Origin of the sequence: Herbaspirillum sp. alder98 (genome assembly GCF_020179755.1) — a bacterium.
Classification (GTDB): Bacteria; Pseudomonadota; Gammaproteobacteria; order Burkholderiales; family Burkholderiaceae_D; genus Herbaspirillum.
Genome location: NZ_JAIUCY010000002.1, coordinates 525,062 through 541,306, shown reverse-complemented (window position 1 = coordinate 541,306; position 16,245 = coordinate 525,062). Strand labels below are relative to the sequence as shown.

Annotated in this window: 14 protein-coding genes; 6 read left to right on the top strand and 8 right to left on the bottom strand. The window is 64.6% G+C overall.

Going from position 1 to position 16,245, the window contains the following annotated elements:
- Positions 1 to 60: 60 nt before the first annotated feature.
- Positions 61 to 1,335 (bottom strand): FAD-dependent oxidoreductase, encoded by a 1,275-nt coding sequence (locus LBW87_RS07155; protein WP_225200750.1) that lies wholly within the window; start codon positions 1,333 to 1,335, stop codon positions 61 to 63.
- Positions 1,336 to 1,728: 393 nt separating this feature from the next.
- On the opposite strand from LBW87_RS07155, the gene purL reads away from it, so the two are divergent.
- Positions 1,729 to 5,751, top strand: coding sequence for a phosphoribosylformylglycinamidine synthase (purL, locus tag LBW87_RS07150; RefSeq protein ID WP_225200749.1), 4,023 nt, complete (start codon positions 1,729 to 1,731; stop codon positions 5,749 to 5,751).
- A gap of 214 nt (positions 5,752 to 5,965) precedes the next feature.
- Here purL and LBW87_RS07145 read toward each other — a convergent pair whose 3' ends face one another.
- The 5 genes from LBW87_RS07145 to LBW87_RS07125 form a co-directional block, all read right to left on the bottom strand.
- A complete protein-coding gene (locus tag LBW87_RS07145; protein ID WP_225200748.1) occupies positions 5,966 to 6,742 on the bottom strand; it encodes a peptidylprolyl isomerase in 777 nt (258 codons plus the stop codon).
- An 85-nt stretch (positions 6,743 to 6,827) separates the two neighbouring features.
- Positions 6,828 to 7,139 carry a BolA family protein gene (locus LBW87_RS07140; protein ID WP_225200747.1) on the bottom strand — a complete coding sequence of 104 codons (312 nt, stop codon included), beginning with the start codon at positions 7,137 to 7,139 and terminating at the stop codon, positions 6,828 to 6,830.
- Positions 7,136 to 7,756, bottom strand: coding sequence for a septation protein A (locus tag LBW87_RS07135; RefSeq protein ID WP_225200746.1), 621 nt, complete (start codon positions 7,754 to 7,756; stop codon positions 7,136 to 7,138). The genes LBW87_RS07140 and LBW87_RS07135 overlap by 4 nt, the downstream gene beginning before the upstream one ends.
- Positions 7,757 to 7,806: 50 nt before the next feature.
- Positions 7,807 to 8,202 carry a peptide-methionine (R)-S-oxide reductase MsrB gene (gene msrB, locus LBW87_RS07130; RefSeq protein WP_225200745.1) on the bottom strand — a complete coding sequence of 132 codons (396 nt, stop codon included), beginning with the start codon at positions 8,200 to 8,202 and terminating at the stop codon, positions 7,807 to 7,809.
- 96 nt (positions 8,203 to 8,298) lie between these two features.
- Complete coding sequence (locus tag LBW87_RS07125) at positions 8,299 to 9,792, bottom strand: protein adenylyltransferase SelO (protein ID WP_225200744.1); 1,494 nt, start codon at positions 9,790 to 9,792, stop codon at positions 8,299 to 8,301.
- A gap of 120 nt (positions 9,793 to 9,912) precedes the next feature.
- Between LBW87_RS07125 and LBW87_RS07120 the strand changes: the two genes are divergently transcribed.
- From LBW87_RS07120 to LBW87_RS07100, 5 genes are all read left to right on the top strand, one after another.
- Positions 9,913 to 10,860, top strand: a complete 948-nt coding sequence (locus LBW87_RS07120; RefSeq protein ID WP_225200743.1) for a branched-chain amino acid ABC transporter permease — start codon at positions 9,913 to 9,915, stop codon at positions 10,858 to 10,860.
- A 4-nt stretch (positions 10,861 to 10,864) separates the two neighbouring features.
- On the top strand, positions 10,865 to 12,130 hold the full coding sequence (locus LBW87_RS07115; protein ID WP_225200742.1) for a branched-chain amino acid ABC transporter permease: 1,266 nt from the start codon (positions 10,865 to 10,867) through the stop codon (positions 12,128 to 12,130).
- Complete coding sequence (locus LBW87_RS07110) at positions 12,123 to 12,884, top strand: ABC transporter ATP-binding protein (RefSeq protein ID WP_225200741.1); 762 nt, start codon at positions 12,123 to 12,125, stop codon at positions 12,882 to 12,884. Before LBW87_RS07115 ends, LBW87_RS07110 begins: the two co-directional genes overlap by 8 nt.
- Complete coding sequence (locus tag LBW87_RS07105; protein ID WP_225200740.1) at positions 12,874 to 13,587, top strand: ABC transporter ATP-binding protein; 714 nt, start codon at positions 12,874 to 12,876, stop codon at positions 13,585 to 13,587. Before LBW87_RS07110 ends, LBW87_RS07105 begins: the two co-directional genes overlap by 11 nt.
- 97 nt (positions 13,588 to 13,684) lie before the next feature.
- Positions 13,685 to 13,996 (top strand): hypothetical protein, encoded by a 312-nt coding sequence (locus tag LBW87_RS07100; RefSeq protein WP_225200739.1) that lies wholly within the window; start codon positions 13,685 to 13,687, stop codon positions 13,994 to 13,996.
- On the opposite strand, the gene LBW87_RS07095 is transcribed toward LBW87_RS07100, so the two are convergent.
- Positions 13,986 to 15,299, bottom strand: a complete 1,314-nt coding sequence (locus LBW87_RS07095) for an MFS transporter (protein WP_225200738.1) — start codon at positions 15,297 to 15,299, stop codon at positions 13,986 to 13,988. The two genes, LBW87_RS07100 and LBW87_RS07095, sit on opposite strands and share 11 nt — an antisense overlap.
- A gap of 175 nt (positions 15,300 to 15,474) precedes the next feature.
- A complete protein-coding gene (locus LBW87_RS07090; protein ID WP_225200737.1) occupies positions 15,475 to 16,233 on the bottom strand; it encodes an SDR family oxidoreductase in 759 nt (252 codons plus the stop codon).
- Between the last annotated feature and the right edge of the window lie 12 nt (positions 16,234 to 16,245).

Genomic DNA, 16,245 nt, shown 5'->3' with positions numbered 1-16,245 from the left:
CTGCAGCGGCCCGCCAGATGAAAAGAATCGTGGCAGATGAAAGCGCTGCCTGGTGGCAATCTACGCCGCCAGCAGATCCTGCGGCAGGAAGCCTTGCGGATCGAGTTCGGGCGTCTCGCCGCCGATCATGTCGGCCAGGATGCGCGCCGAACCGACCGCACCGGCCCAGCCGGTGACGCCATGGCCCAGGTTGACGAAGACGTTGCCGTACTTGGTCGGCCCGAACAACGGCATGCCGCCCGGCAACAGGCCGACCGTGTTGCTCCAGAAATGGGCCTGGTTGTAGTTGGCCGCATTCGGATAGTAATCGCCGGCGATCTTGAGCAGGTTGCGCAGCGCCTTCGGCGGCAGCGTCTTGGACGGCGGCACGAAGCCCAGCAGGCCGGTGATGCGAATGCGTTGCCCCAGGCGCGTCATGCTGACCTTGTAGCTTTCGTCATACAGCGCCATGTTGGGCGCGTCGTCGGGATTCTTGACCGGCACCAGCGCCGAATAGGTCTGCAATGCGCGCAGCGGCAGCGTCATCTGTACCGCTTTCAGCAGCGCCGCACTCTGCGCGCCGGCGGCTACCACCACGGTATCGACCGTCAGGCGGCCGGGCAGGTGGGGCGAGTCCAGCTCGAGCGTGACGCGGCTGCCGAAATCGGGCTGCAGCGCGCGCACCGTCGAGTCGAAGTGAAAGCGCACGCCCAGCTCTTGCGCGGCATTGCGCATCTGCTTGGCAAACAGCACGCAGTTGCCGGCGACATCATCGGGGTAATACACGGCGCCGGCCAGCGCGGCTTCGGATGAAAAGGCCGGTTCCAGCTGGCGGATGCCGGCGGTATCGAGCACTTTGTAGCGCAGCTCGCACTGCTGGGCCGCCTGTTGCAGCGCTTCCATGCGGGCCGCTTCGGCGGGCGCGCGCATCAGGTGGAATACGCCCTGGCTGTTTTCGTTTTCCATCGCGTAATGCGCCTGCAACTGACGTGTCAGTTCCAGGCCATAGGCCGACAGCCGGGCCAGCAACAGCTTGTTGGCGGCGAACTTGTGCTGTTGCGCCTGGCGCGTCTGGCGCATCCAGCGATTGCGGGCAAAGTCGGCGCCCGGCGCCAGCAATACCCGTGGTTCATCCTTGAAACGGCAGGCCAGCGTCGCCAGGGCGCCGGGCAGGGTCAATGGCAGGGCGCTGCCGGGCGCAAGCAGGCCGGCGTTGCCGAAGGTGGCTTCTTCGGCGACATGCGAGCGGCGCTCGATGACGACCACGTCATGGCCCTGAGCGGCCAGGAAAAAGGCGCTGCAGATCCCTGAAAGTCCCCCGCCGATGATGGCGATCTGTCGTTGTGTGTTATTCACGCTGTTGGTTCTTGCAAGGCAGTTGTCACAGTTGTGGTCGTGCTCGCCCGATGTTGTCGAGGCGACAATGATGGCCTGCCCCCATCAGGGGCGGCTGGCCGACGCGGCGGAATGATACATCGAAAACCCGTTGTCACCCGGACATTGTCACTGCAAATGCAATTGCACCGAATGCCATCGGCGGCGCGACTGACTGCCATTGTGACAACGCGCGGCACGCCCCATGGGATGACAGCGACTGGTGCAGCGCGGCAATAAGCGCCGTGAAGTACGCCGACGAGGCTCGCTTTCGATGGGCCGAAATGGGGTGGTCACTGTATAATTCGCCTTTTGGTTCGCCTAGCGCGGCCAAGGTTCTTCCCCCGATTCAAGCTAACTGCCTCGACCCTCGCCATGCTGATCCTGCCGGGCTCCAATGCCCTCTCTGCCTTCCGCACTCAACGCCTCCTGACTCAATTGCAAGCTGTCGACGCCGCCATCACTGGCGTGTCCGGCCGTTTCCTGCACTTTGTCGACGCCACCGACCTGCAACCACAGGACGAGGCTCGCCTCAACGGCCTGCTGACCTACGGTGACCCTTTCAACGGCAGCGACGAAGGCGACGCCTTCGTGGTGGTCCCGCGCTTCGGCACCATTTCGCCGTGGGCCAGCAAGGCCACGGACATCGTGCACAACTGCGGCATGGACCACATCCACCGCGTCGAGCGCGGCATCATCTACCACGTGCAGGTCAAGAGCGGCCTGCTGGGCGGCGCCAAGAAACTGGCCGAGGGCAGTGTCGAGGCCGTCGCCGCGCTGCTGCACGACCGCATGACCGAAGGCGTGCTGCGCCATCCCAATGACGCAGCCGGCCTGTTCGGCCAGTTGCAGGCCAAGCCACTGGAATCGGTGGACGTGATCGGCGGCGGTCGCGCCGCGCTCGAAGCGGCCAACACCGAACTGGGCCTGGCCCTGTCGGACGACGAGATCGACTACCTGGTGGATGCCTTCACCCGCGTGCAACGCAACCCGACCGATGTCGAGCTGATGATGTTTGCGCAAGCCAACAGCGAACACTGCCGCCACAAGATCTTCAACGCCGACTGGACCGTCGACGGCGTGGCGCAGGACAAGTCGCTCTTCGGCATGATCAAGAACACCCACCAGTTGAACCCCAAGGGCACGGTGGTGGCGTACAGCGACAACTCGTCGGTCATCGAAGGTGCGACCGTGTCGCGCTTCTACCAGCGCGGCGCCGGCCGTGGCAACGTCTACGAGGCGTCCGATGAGCTGACCCACATCCTGATGAAGGTCGAGACCCACAACCACCCGACGGCGATCTCGCCGTTCCCGGGCGCATCGACCGGCGCCGGCGGCGAAATCCGCGATGAAGGCGCGACCGGGCGCGGCTCCAAGCCCAAGGCCGGCCTGACCGGCTTTACCGTATCGAACCTGATGGTCACGCACGCGGTGCAACCGTGGGAAAACGCCCGCGACGTGGCGCAAGCGCCCGACCAGCGTGATGCCCGCAGCGACGGCGGCATCTACGGCAAGCCCGACCGCATTGCCTCGCCACTGCAGATCATGATCGACGGCCCGCTGGGCGGCGCGGCTTTCAACAACGAATTCGGCCGTCCCAACCTGGGCGGTTATTTCCGTACCTACGAGCAGAACGTGGGCGGCCAGGTGATGGGTTATCACAAGCCGATCATGATCGCCGGCGGCATGGGCAACATCTCGGCCAAGCACACGCGCAAGAACGACCTGCCACCGGGCAGCCTGCTGATCCAGCTGGGCGGCCCCGGGATGCGCATCGGCATGGGCGGCAGTGCCGCCTCTTCGATGGCCACCGGCGCCAATACCGCCGATCTCGATTTCGACTCGGTGCAGCGTGGCAACCCGGAGATGGAACGGCGCGCCCAGGAAGTCATCAACGCCTGCTGGGCGCTGGGTGACGAGAACCCGATCCTGTCGATCCACGACGTCGGCGCTGGCGGCTTGTCCAACGCCTTCCCCGAAATCACCAACGACGCCAAGCGCGGCGCGCTGTTCGATCTGCGTAAGGTGCCGCTGGAAGAATCCGGCCTGGCGCCCAAGGAAATCTGGAGCAACGAATCGCAGGAGCGCTACGTGCTGGCCATCGCGCCGGAACACCTGGAGCTGTTCACCTACCTGTGCCAGCGCGAGCGCGCGCCGTTCGCCGTGGTCGGTACCGCCACCGAAGAGCGTCAACTGAAGGTGATCGACCCCGAGCAGGGCAACAGCCCGGTAGATATGCCCATGGATGTGCTGCTGGGCAAACCGCCCAAGATGCATCGCGATGTCACGCACGTCGAGCAGGCCTTGCCGGCGGTCGACCTGACCGGCATGGACTTGCTGGAAGTCTCGCAGCGCGTGTTGCGCCTGCCGGCCGTGGCCGACAAGTCCTTCCTGATCACCATTGGCGACCGCAGCGTGGGCGCCATGACCGTGCGCGACCAGATGGTCGGCCCCTGGCAGGTGCCGGTGGCTGACGTGGCCGTCACCGCCATGGGCCTGGAAGGCCATCGCGGCGAAGCCATGGCCATGGGCGAGCGCACGCCGCTGGCGGTGATCGACGCTGCGGCGTCGGGCCGCATGGCCGTGGGCGAGGCCATCACCAACATCGCTGCCGCACCGATCGGCTCGCTGGGCGACATCAAGCTATCGGCCAACTGGATGGCCGCCTGCGGCCAGCCGGGCCAGGACGCTGCACTGTTCGACACCGTCAAGGCGGTCGGCATGGAACTGTGCCCGGCGCTGGGCGTGTCGATTCCGGTGGGCAAGGATTCGCTGTCCATGCGCAGCACCTGGAGCGATGAAGCCGGCGCCAAGTCGGTGACTTCGCCGGTGTCGCTGATCGTATCGTCGTTCGCGCCGGTGACCGACATTCGCCGCGTGCTGACCCCGCAATTGCGGCGCGACGCCGGCGACACGGTGCTGATCGTCATCGACCTGGGTCGCGGCAAGAACCGCATGGGCGCATCGGCCCTGACGCAGGTGATGCAGCAGATCGGCAACCAGACCCCGGACGTCGACAGCGCCGACGACCTGAAGGGTTTCTTCAATGCGATCCAGCAACTGAACACCGAAGACAAGCTGCTGGCGTATCACGACCGTTCCGACGGCGGCCTGTTCGTGACGCTGGCCGAGATGGCCTTTGCCGGCCACACCGGTATTTCGGTCAACCTCGATATCCTGACCATGGAAGGCGAGCACGCGGCCGACTGGGGCGACACCAAGAACTGGACCGCGCAGGTGGCCGAGCGTCGCAACGAGCTGACACTGCGTGCCTTGTTCAGTGAAGAGCTGGGCGCCGTGATCCAGGTCCGTGCCGAACAGAAGTCGGAGGTGATGAACGTGCTGCGCACCTATAACCTGGGCGCCTGCAGCCACATCATCGGCAAGACCAACGAGCGCGACGTGATCGAGTTCATGCGGGACGCCAAGAACATCTACAGCCAGCCACGGGTCGACCTGCATCGCGCCTGGAGCGAAACCAGCTGGCGCATCGCCCGCCTGCGCGACAATCCAGCCTGCGCCGACGCCGAGTACGATCGCATTCTCGATGCGGCCGATCCGGGCATCTCGCCGGTGTTGACCTTCGATCCGCAGCAGGACATCGCGGCGCCCTACCTGTCGCTGGGTGCGGCGGCGCGTCCGAAGGTGGCGATCCTGCGCGAGCAGGGCGTCAATTCGCACGTCGAGACCGCGTTCGCCATGCACAAGGCCGGCTTTACTGCGGTCGACGTGCACATGAGCGACCTGATCGCCAATCGCGCCAAGCTGGACGACTTCAAGGGCTTCATCGCCGTCGGCGGTTTCTCGTACGGCGACGTGCTGGGCGCCGGTGAAGGCTGGGCCAAGACGATCCTGTTCAATGCAGCGCTGGCCGAGCAGTTCTCCCGCTTCTTCCAGCGTGGCGACACCTTCTCGCTGGGCATCTGCAACGGTTGCCAGATGATGAGCAACCTGAAGTCGATGATTCCGGGCGCAGAAGCCTGGCCCAAGTTCACCCGCAACAAGTCCGAGCAGTTCGAGGCGCGTTTCGTGACGGTGGAAGTGGGCGATTCGCCCTCGATCTTCATGCAGGGCATGGCCGGCACCCGGGCCCCGATCGCCACCGCCCACGGCGAAGGCTTTGCCGATTTCTCGCAGACCGGCGACATTGCCAAGGCACTGGTGGCCATGCGTTACGTCGATCATCAGGGCGCGGCGACCGAGCGCTATCCGCTGAACCCCAACGGCTCACCGCAGGGCATCACTTCGGTGACCACGCCTGACGGTCGCTTCACGGTCTTGATGCCGCACGCAGAACGGGTGTTCCGCACCGTGACGCAATCCTGGCATCCTGAGTCGTGGGGCGAGGATTCGCCATGGATGCGCATGTTCCGCAATGCGCGCAAGTGGGTCGACTAAGGTCGCATCGCAGGTTCGGCCCGAACCCCGGGCCGGAAAGTGAAAACGCCTTCTTCACGGAAGGCGTTTTTTTTCGTGCCGAACGGCGCGGTCGGCATGCTCGATACAAGCAATGCCCGCCCCAAAAGCAAACATGCCCGGCCAGGAAAACCCGGGCCGGGCATGTCGTCACTAGCAAGCTCAGGCGCCGGCGATCAGGCCGGCGCCGGGTGCATTACTGCACCTTGGCCTTCTTGCGCAGTTCTTCCTGATACGCCTGCAGCTTCTTCTGTTGCAGCGCTTCGGCGATTTGCGGCTTGACTTCGTCCAGCGTCGGCACCTTGGCGGCGCGCACGTCTTCCAGCTTGATCACGTGGAAACCGAACTGGGTCTGCACCGGAGTCTGGGTGAATTCACCCTTCTTCAGGCCAACCATGGCGTCCGAGAATGGCTTGACGAACGAGGCTGGAGTAGCCCAGTCGAGATCGCCGCCGTTGGCTGCCGAACCGGTGTCCTTGGATTGCTTGGCCAGGTCTTCGAACTTGGTGCCAGCCTTCAGCTTGGCGATGATCGCCTTGGCATCTTCTTCCTTGTCGACCAGGATGTGGCGAGCGTGGTATTCCTTGTCGCCGGCTTGCGCCTTGAAGTTGTCGTACTCAGCCTTGATGTCGGCGTCCGACACCGGGCTCTTCTTCAGATAGTCAGCGATCAGGGCGCGGATCACGATGGACTGGCGGGCCAGTTCCAGCTGGTTCTTGACGTCGTCGCTCTTGGCCAGGCCTTGCTTGTCGGCTTCCTGCATCAGGATTTCGCGGTTGATCAGCTCTTCCTTGACGGCGCCGCGCAGCTGCGGGGTGTCCGGCTGACCTTGGGCGGTCATTTGCTTGACCATCAGGTCGGCGCGCGACGACGGGATCGACTTGCCGTTGACTACGGCCAGGTTTTGGGCGAGCGCTGGCAGGGAAGCGATAGCAAACAGCAGGACCAGCAGACGAGCGGGTTTAAATGTCATTATTGAATCCTAGAAAATAAGGGGGGAGTGAATCAAAATGGGAGATGAAAAACAGGAGGGCAGGCGTCTGTCTTTGTTCTTGGTTTCAGTTCGCTGGTGTTTCGTTCGTCGCTTCTGACGGCGAGAGCGCCACGATGGCCAGCGCGTGGATCTCTTGCTGCATCAAGTCGGACAGGCAATCATACACCAGCCGGTGACGCATCAAACGATTTTTACCTTCAAACACAGTTGAAACAAGACGGATCCTGTAGTGCCCGCCACCTGAGGCTGCACCTGCATGACCGGCATGCAGGGCAGACTCGTCCTCAACCAGACATTGGGTCGGCGAGAAAGTTGCCTTCAACCGTTGGCCGATGCGTTCGGCGCGGCTATCGGGTTGGGGTGCGAGGCCGCTCATTCGGCGTCCTTCATGTACTTCGACAGGAACAGGCTCTGGCCGATGATGAACACGAACATCAGGCCCATGCTGCCGAACATCTTGAAGTTGACCCAGGTATCGAGCGGATAGTTGAACGCCACGTAGAGGTTAAGCAGGCCCATCGATGCGAAGAACGCGATCCAGGCCAGGTTCAGGCGCGGCCAGACATGCTCGGGCAGGCTGACCTGTTTTTCCATCATGACGCGGATCAGGTTCTTTTTCAGCAACAACTGCGACACCAGCAAGGCAATGCCGAAGCACCAGTAGAGAATGGTCGGCTTCCACTTGATGAACGTGTCATCGCGGAAATAGATGGTGGCGCCGCCGAAGACCACGATGATGGCCAGCGACACCCACAGCATGGCGTCGACCTTGCGGCGGCGAAACAGCAGCCAGGCGATCTGCCCCAGCGAGGCCACGATGGCCACCGCCGTCGACAGCAGGATCGGCGCTTGCGCTGCCGTCACGGCGCCGCTCGACATGGCGCCGCCGAGATAGTGCATCACCATCTCCTGGGCCGCTTGTGGATGGCCCTCGGCCCACTTGAAGACACCGAAAAAGAGGATGACGGGGAACAGGTCGAACAGAAACTTCATTGGCAGGCTTCTTCGGTAACGGGTTGGGGTTGACGAATGGGTGGATCAACTCAAGCCGGGTCGAAGCGCAACGACGCCGAGTTGATGCAGTAGCGCAGTCCGGTCGGCGGTGGGCCATCGGGAAACACGTGCCCCAGGTGGGCGTCGCAGACATTGCAAATGATCTCGGTGCGAATCATGCCATAACTGCGGTCGACTTTTTCACTGACATTGGCCGGATCGAGCGGTTCGAAGTAGCTGGGCCAGCCGCAGCCCGAGTCGAACTTGGCGTCCGACCTGAACAGTGGGGTGTCGCAGCAGACACAGGTATAGATGCCAGCTTCGTGATGGTCCCAGTAACGGCCGGTGAAGGCGCGCTCGGTGGCCGCTTCGCGGGTCACCTGGTATTCGATGGGATCAAGCTGCTCGCGCCATTGCGCTTCGGTTTTGACTACGCGGTCGGTCATCGAAAACTCCTTGTTTCGGTTCGTTGGGGCGGCCCTCCGGGCTGCCTGGCGAATCTGCAAGTGTAATGCCTTTCGGCAAAACGGTTGCGGTGCTGCTCAGGACGAGCAACTCACTTCCAGGCCGGCGGCCCAGTCGGGCGGCAGCTCGGCATAGCGCTGGTGCTCGGGTTGCTCGTCGAACGGCCGGCGCAGAATCGCCTGCAAGCGCGCCAGCTCCGAGAAATCCTTCTCGGCGGCACGCTCGATGGCGGTCTGGGCCAGGTAGTTGCGCAGCACGTATTTGGGGTTGACTGCATTCATTGCAAGCGCGCGCGCCGGGTCCTGGCTGCCTTCGGCGCGCAAGCGCTGCCGGTACTGGCCGGCCCAGGCATCGAAGGCCGGCCGGTCGATGACCAGGTCCCGCAGCGGCGCGTCGGCGCCGATGTTGTTCAATTGCAATTGACCCAGGCGGCGGAAGAACAGCGTGAAGTCGACATGGTTGGCCTGCAGGATCGCAAACAGCGCATCGATCAGCGCGTCGTCGCCGGCCTGAACGGTGGCCAGGCCCAGCTTGGCGCGCATCAGCTCGGCGTGACGCTGGTCGTAGATGGCCTCGAAGCCGGCCAGCGCGGCCTCGGTCGCTTCGACGCTGCCGATCAGCGGCAGCAGCGCCTGGCCCAGCGCAAAGCAGTTCCATTGCCCGATGCGGGGCTGCATGGCATACGAATAGCGGCCCTGCTGGTCGGTATGGTTGCAGATGTGGCGGCTGTCGAATGCCTCCATGAAGCCGAACGGGCCGTAATCCAGCGTCAAGCCCAGGATCGACATGTTGTCGGTATTCATCACGCCATGCATGAAACCCACCGCCTGCCATTGCGCCATCAGGTGCGCGGTACGGCGCGTAACCTCGGTCAGCAAGGCCTGATAGGGATTGCTTTGCTGCAATAGCTGGGGGAAGAACTGCGCCAGCACCGTATCGGCCAGCACCTTCAGCTCGTCATGGCGCTGGTTGTAATACCAATGCTCGAAGGAGCCGAAGCGGATGAAGCTGGGCGCGGCACGGGTCACCACGGCGGCGGTCTCGACGCTTTCGCGCAGCACCCGCATGTCGGAGCCGGTCACCATCAGCGCCCGGGTGGTCGGGATGCCCAGCGCGGCCATGGCCTCGGAGCAGAGGAATTCGCGGATCGACGAGCGCAACACCGCACGGCCGTCGCCGCCGCGCGAATAGGGGGTCTTGCCGGAGCCCTTCAACTGCAGTTCGATGCGCCCGCTGCCGTCGGCGGCGGCCACGTCGCCCAGCGTGATGGCGCGGCCATCGCCCAACTGGCCGGCCCAGACCCCGAACTGATGGCCCGAATACACCGCCGCCAGCGGGCGTGAGCCGGTGGCGGTGCGGTTGCCGGAAAACACGTCCAGCACCGCCGGGTCATCCAGCGCTGCACGCGACAAGCCGATGGTGGCGGCGGCGTCATCGCTGAAACCGACCAGATAGGGCGCCGGCACCGGGGTCGACTGCAAGTGGGTGTAGAAGGCCGGGGGCAGGCCGGCGAAGCGGTTGTCGAACGCCAGGGGCAGGTCGACGGTGGCGGTGGTGTCTGGTGTGGTCATGGTGACTGTCTATCTGGTGCCGCTCGAGCGGCTTGCAAGGCTGGCATTTTGACAGAGAAGCGCTAATCCCATAGCATCGCGCTACTTTTTGGCGCCGCCGAGCCGGTCGCAGCAGGACACATGGAATTCACACTCATCACTTTCTTGAACGGCCTGGCCTACGGGTTCCTGCTATTCATGCTGTCGTCTGGACTGACGCTGATCTACAGCATGATGGGCGTGCCCAATTTTGCGCACGCCAGCTTCTACATGCTGGGCGCCTACGTGGCCTATTCGATTGCCGGGGTGCTGGGGTTCTGGCCGGCATTGCTGCTGGCGCCGCTGCTGGTGGGCGTGGCCGGGGCCGCCATCGAACATTACGGCTTGCGCCGCGTGCATCGCTACGGGCACGTGCCGGAGCTGTTGTTTACCTTTGGCTTGTCCTATCTGGTGGTGGAGCTGGTGCAACTGGTGTGGGGCCGTTCGCCGGTGCCTTACCGCATCCCGCCCGAACTCGACGGCACCCTGTTCGTGCTCTATACGACCTCTTTTCCGATCTATCGCGGTTTCATGCTGCTGGTGGCGGCATTGATGCTGCTGGCGATCTGGCTGCTGCTGCGCCATACCCGCATCGGCCTGACGATACAGGCAGCGCTGACGCACCCGCAGATGGCCGAGGCGCTGGGCCACAACGTGCCCAAGGTATTCATGCTGGTGTTCGGCGGCGGTTGCGCGCTGGCGGCCCTGGCCGGGGTGATCGGCGGCAACGCCTTCGTGACCGAGCCGGGCATGGCGGCGTCGGTGGGCAGCATCATCTTCGTGGTGGTGGTGGTGGGCGGCCTGGGCTCGCTGGCCGGGGCCTTCATCGTGTCGCTGCTGATCGGCATGATGCAGACCTTTGCGGTGGCCATCGACCAGTCGCTGGGCGGCCTGGTGACGGCCCTGGGCTGGCCCTTGCCCACCAGCGCGGCGCTGGCGCCGGTGTTGCGCCTGACCCTGGCCCAGGTGGCGCCGATGTTGCCCTACCTGCTGCTGGTAGTGATGCTGGTGGTGCGTCCCAAGGGCTTGCTGGGCCGGCGGGAGGGATGAAGCGATGAAACCGTTGCTTCGGCTCTTGCCTTGGGTGGCGATACTGGCGCTGGCGCCCCTGGTGTTTCCGCAAAGCGGCGCCTTGTCGCTGCTGTCGCAGATGGGGACCATGATCCTGCTGTGCCTGTCCATGAATATGCTGCTGGGCGAGGGCGGCATGCTGTCGTTCGGGCATGCGATCTATTCCGGGCTGGGCGCGTTCGGCGTGATCCACCTGATGAACCAGGTCGGCGCCGGCGCCATCGACTTTCCGATCACGCTGCTGCCGCTGGTGGGGGGCGTGGTCGGCGCGCTGTGCGGGGTGCTGTTCGGCTACCTGACCACGCGCCGCGCCGGCACCACCTTTTCGATGATCACGCTGGGCCTGGTCGAACTGGTGTCGGCGGCCGTGTCGATGTTCCCGGAGCTGTTCGGCGGCGAGGGCGGCATCTCGGGCAACCGGGTGGCGGGCCAGGCGGTGCTGGGCATCACCTACGGTCCCCAGATCGAGGTCTATGCCCTGATCGCCGGCTGGCTGCTGGTGTGCGGCGTGGCCATGGCCGCGCTCAAGGCGACGCCGCTGGGCCTGATGCTCAATGCCGTGCGCGACAACCCGGAACGGGCAGCCTTCGTCGGCTACGACCCGCAGCGGGTGCGCTACCTGGCGCTGATCCTCTCGGCGTTCTTCGCCGGCATCGCCGGGGGGCTGGCGGCGATCAATTTCGAGATCGTCAGTGGCGAATATGTGGGCACGGCGCGCTCCGGTGCGATCCTGCTGTTTACCTTCATTGGCGGCGCCGCCTATTTCTACGGGCCGATCATCGGCGCCGTGGTGGGCGTGCTGTTTTCGTCACTGCTGTCGGCCTATACGCCGGCCTGGCAGTTCTATCTCGGCTTGCTGTTCATCGCCATCGTGCTGTGGCTGCCGGGCGGATTGGCGCAGGTGCTGGACCATACGGCACGCGTGCTGCGTGCGCGTGTGCTGTCGCCGTCGCTGGCGCGCCACTGCGCACGGCAAGCGGCGGCCGGGCTGGCGGCGCTGGCCGGGCTGGTGCTGGGCGTGGAGGGCTTGTATCGCCTGAGCCTGGGCAACCTGCTGGGCGACAGCCAGGCTTCGCTGACGGTGTGGGGCGTGGTGATCGAACTGCACGGTATCGCTATCTGGCTGGTGGCCGCGCTATTGCTGGCGGGTGGCGTGGCGCTGCTGGCGCGCGGGCGGCTGGCATGGCATTCGGCCTGGCGTGCCGCCTGGGCCCGGGTCGAGGCATTCGAGGGGAGGGCGCATGAGTGATTCACCCGCATTGCTGGTGCAGGGCGTGCGCAAGTGCTTCGGCCGCAGCCTGATCATCGATGGCGCCGAGCTGCAGCTGATGGCCGGCGAACGCTGTGCGCTGATCGGCCCCAATGGCGCCGGCAAGTCGACCCTGTTCAACCTGGTGAGTGGGCGCGAGCGCGCCGACACCGGCCGTATCCTGCTGCATGGCCGGGACATCACCGCGGCTTCGCCGCAGCAGGTCAACCGCCTGGGCCTGGCGCGCAGCTTCCAGTTATCGAGCCTGTTTCCGCGCCTGTCGGCATTGGACAATGTGCGTTGCGCGCTGCTGTGGCAGCTGGGCTATCGCTACGCCTTCTGGCGCCGACTGGGGCAGTTGCACGAGGTCGCCCGACGCGCCCACGCCGTGCTGGATCGGGTGGGGCTGGCGCGGCATGCCCAGGTGCCGGCCTCGGCCCTGAGCTACGCCCATCAGCGCACGCTGGAACTGGCCGTGACCATCGCCGCCGATGCCTCCGTGATCCTGCTCGACGAGCCGACGGCCGGCATGAACCGTGCCGAAAGCCAGGCCATGGTGGCGCTGATCCGTGAAGTCAGCGTCGGCAAGACGCTGTTGATGGTGGAGCACGACATGCAGGTCGTGTTCGATCTCGCCGACCGTATTGCGGTGATGGATAACGGTCGCGTGATTGCCTGCGACAGCGCCAGCGGCATTCGCGCCAACGCCCGGGTGCAGCAGCTTTACCTGAACCGGAGCGGCCATGCAGCCTGAACCCTTGTTGTCGGTGGCCGGATTGCATGCCTGGTACGACGCCAGCCATGTGCTGCACGGCGTCGACCTGAACGTGAACGCCGGCGAGATCGTGGCGGTGCTGGGGCGCAACGGCGCCGGGCGGTCGACCCTGCTCAAGACGCTGGTGGGACAGGTGCGCGGCACCGGCACCGCCCGCTTCGGCGGACACGACTTGTTGCGGCTGCCGGGCTTCGAGATCGCCCGCCTCGGCGTGGGTTATGTGCCCGAAAGCCGGGATGTGTTTCCCACCCTGACGGTCGAGCAGAATCTGCTGCTGGGCCAGAAACCCGGTCGCCAGCCCGCGGACGGATGGCAATTCGACCAGCTGTATGCGATCTTCCCAGCGCTGCAACGGCGTCGCACGGTGGCCGCCGGCGCCTTGTCGGGTGGCGAGCAGCAGATGCTGGCGCTGGCCCGCGCTGCCATCGGCAACCCGACACTGCTGCTGGTGGACGAACCCACCGAGGGGTTGTCGCCGCAGATGGTCGAGCAGGTGGCGCTGTTCTTGCGGCAATTGCAGCAACGCGGCGTGGCGATCCTGCTGATCGAGCAGAAACAGGCGATCGCCATGGCGCTGGCGCAGCGGCTGTACGTGATGGGACGTGGACAGATCGTGTTCGACGGCACCCCGGCGCAGTTGCAGTCCGACCTGGCCGTGCAGCGCGACTGGCTGGCGCTGTAGCATAAGCAGAGGCGTACTCTCGAAGGGCTTCTATGCAAGCGCCCTGGCGGCTTGCCTACACTGGCAGGCCCTCGCTTGCTGACGGATTGCCCCTGCCATGTCTTATCTATTTTTCCTCACCGCCTGCCTGGCGCTGGTCTGCGTCCTCGACCGGCTGTGGCTACGCCATGTGGCGCGCCACCTCGACCCCGATCACCCCCATCGCGCGCCGCTGTTCGACCCCGATGGCTATCTCGAACTGATCGCCCGCATGACCGAGTTGTGCCATGGCGAGCGCGCCGAAGTCGATGGGCTGATCGCGCATCAGCAACTGCTGCATCCCGAGCTCACCTATGGCGAGGCGGTACGCTCGGCGATGCAGCAGCTGATGGCGCCCCAGGGCGCCACCCAGATGCGCTTTAACGATTGACCAGCCTGGCCGGCAGCGTCAGCGTCAGCAGGGCGCCAAGCACCAGCGACGCTGCCAGCACGTACATGCCGGTATTGGTGCTTTGCGTCGCGTCCTTGAGCCAACCCACCAGGTAGGGGCTGACAAAACCGGCCAGGTTGCCCAGCGAATTGATCAGCGCAATGCCGGCGGCCGCCGCCGTGCCCGACAGGAACGCCGTCGGCAGGCTCCAGAACAGCGGCAGCGTGGTCAGAATGCCGATGCAGGCCACCGTCAGCGACGCCATCGCCAGCAGCGTGTTGTGGTCGTAGACGGTCGAGGCCAGCAGCCCGATGCAACCGACCAGCGCCGGAATCGCCACGTGCCAGCGCCGCTCGCGGCGGGCGTCGGCGCTGCGTCCGATCAACACCATCGCCACCGCCGCGAAGGCGTAGGGGATGGCGGTCAGCAGGCCGATATTGAGCGGGTCGGTGACGCCGGTGGTCTTGATGATGGTGGGCAGCCAGAAGCTCACGCCATACAAGCCCATGACGAAGCAGAAATAGATCAGCGCGCCGAGCCAGACCCGGCCATTGGCAAACATGGCCGACAGCGAGAGGTGTTCTTTCTGGCTGTCTTCATGGGCGATATTGGTTTCGAGCAGGGTCTTTTCGTCTTCGCTGAGCCAGTGCGCATCGCGGATCCGGTCCTTCATGTAGACGATCACCAGCACCCCCAGTATCAGCGACGGGATGGCCTCGATGATGAACATCCACTGCCAGCCCGAATGACCCCACACGCCCGGCATGGCATGCATGATCCAACCCGACAGCGGGCCGCCGATCACGCCCGACAGTGCGATGCCGGTCATGAACAGGGCGGTGATCTTGCCGCGCCGTTCGGCCGGATACCAATAGGTCAGGTACAGGATCACGCCGGGGAAGAAGCCGGCCTCGGCCACGCCCAGCAAGAAGCGCATGATGTAGAACATCTGCGGCGTGGTGACATAGGCCATGGCGCCCGAGATGATGCCCCAGGTGATCATGATGCGGGCGATCCACAAGCGCGCGCCCACCTTGTGCAGGATCATGTTGCTGGGAATCTCGAAGATGAAATAGCCGATGAAGAAGATCCCCGCGCCCAGGCCATACACGGTTTCGCTGAACTTCAGGTCGGACAGCATCTGCAACTTGGCGAAACCGACATTGACGCGGTCCAGGTAGGACGCCACGTAACACAGGAAAAGCAACGGCAGCAGGCGCCAGGTGACCTTGGCGTAGGTGGCGTTTTCGAACGAACTCCGGGGTTGGGCCGACGCTGACGTCAGGCCGGGTTGCTGGCTCATGTCTCACTCCTTGGTTGGCGCACCGGGGCTGCCGTGCAGGCGGTCGCCGAAAACAGCCAGCGATGGTGCCTGCGCAGATGCCCCGTCTTGTTGTTGTGATGTGCGAGTCTGTGACTTATCGTTTGTATTCGAGCACGTTGCATTCTATTGCCGACATTCGCCGTGTCAAGCAGGTTCAGACGCAGCGTCCGCCATCGACCTCGATGCAGACCCCGGTGACGAATTCGGCTTCGTCCGAACCCAGGTAGAGGCAGGCATTGGCGATATCCTGCGGCGTCGAAAAGCGGCCCATGGGGATGGTGGCGACGAACTTCTTGCGGTTTTCCGGGGTATCCGGCACGCCCATGAATTCGCTCAGCAGGCCGGTGGCCGAGATCACCGGGTTGACGCAGTTCACGCGAATCCTGTCCGGGCCCAGTTCGCCCGCCATGGACTTGCTCATGGTGATCACGGCGCCCTTGCTGCTGTTGTACCAGGTCAGCCCGGGGCGCGGCCGGATGCCGGCGGTCGATGCGATATTGATGAAGGCGCCGCCACCGGCCTGGCGAAAATGCGGCACGAAGGTGTGGGCCGACAGGTAGATGCTCTTGACGTTGATGGCGAAGATGCGGTCGAACTCGGCTTCGTCGACTTCCAGCATCGGCCGGTTACGGTGGGTGGTGCCGGCATTGTTGACCATCACGTGCATCGCGCCGTAATGCTGCAGGGCCGCGGCCAGCAGGCCGTCCATGTCGGCGCGCTGCGAAACATCGGCGCGCACGAACTGCGCGCGGCCACCGCCCTGGCGAATCTCTTCGGCCACGCGCAGGCCACCGGCTTCGCTGATATCGGCCACGATCACCGACGCGCCGTGCTGCGCATAGGTCTTGGCGATGCCTTCGCCGAAACCCGAACCACCGCCTGTCACTACCGCTACCTTGTCTTTCAATCGCATGTCGTCTCCTTT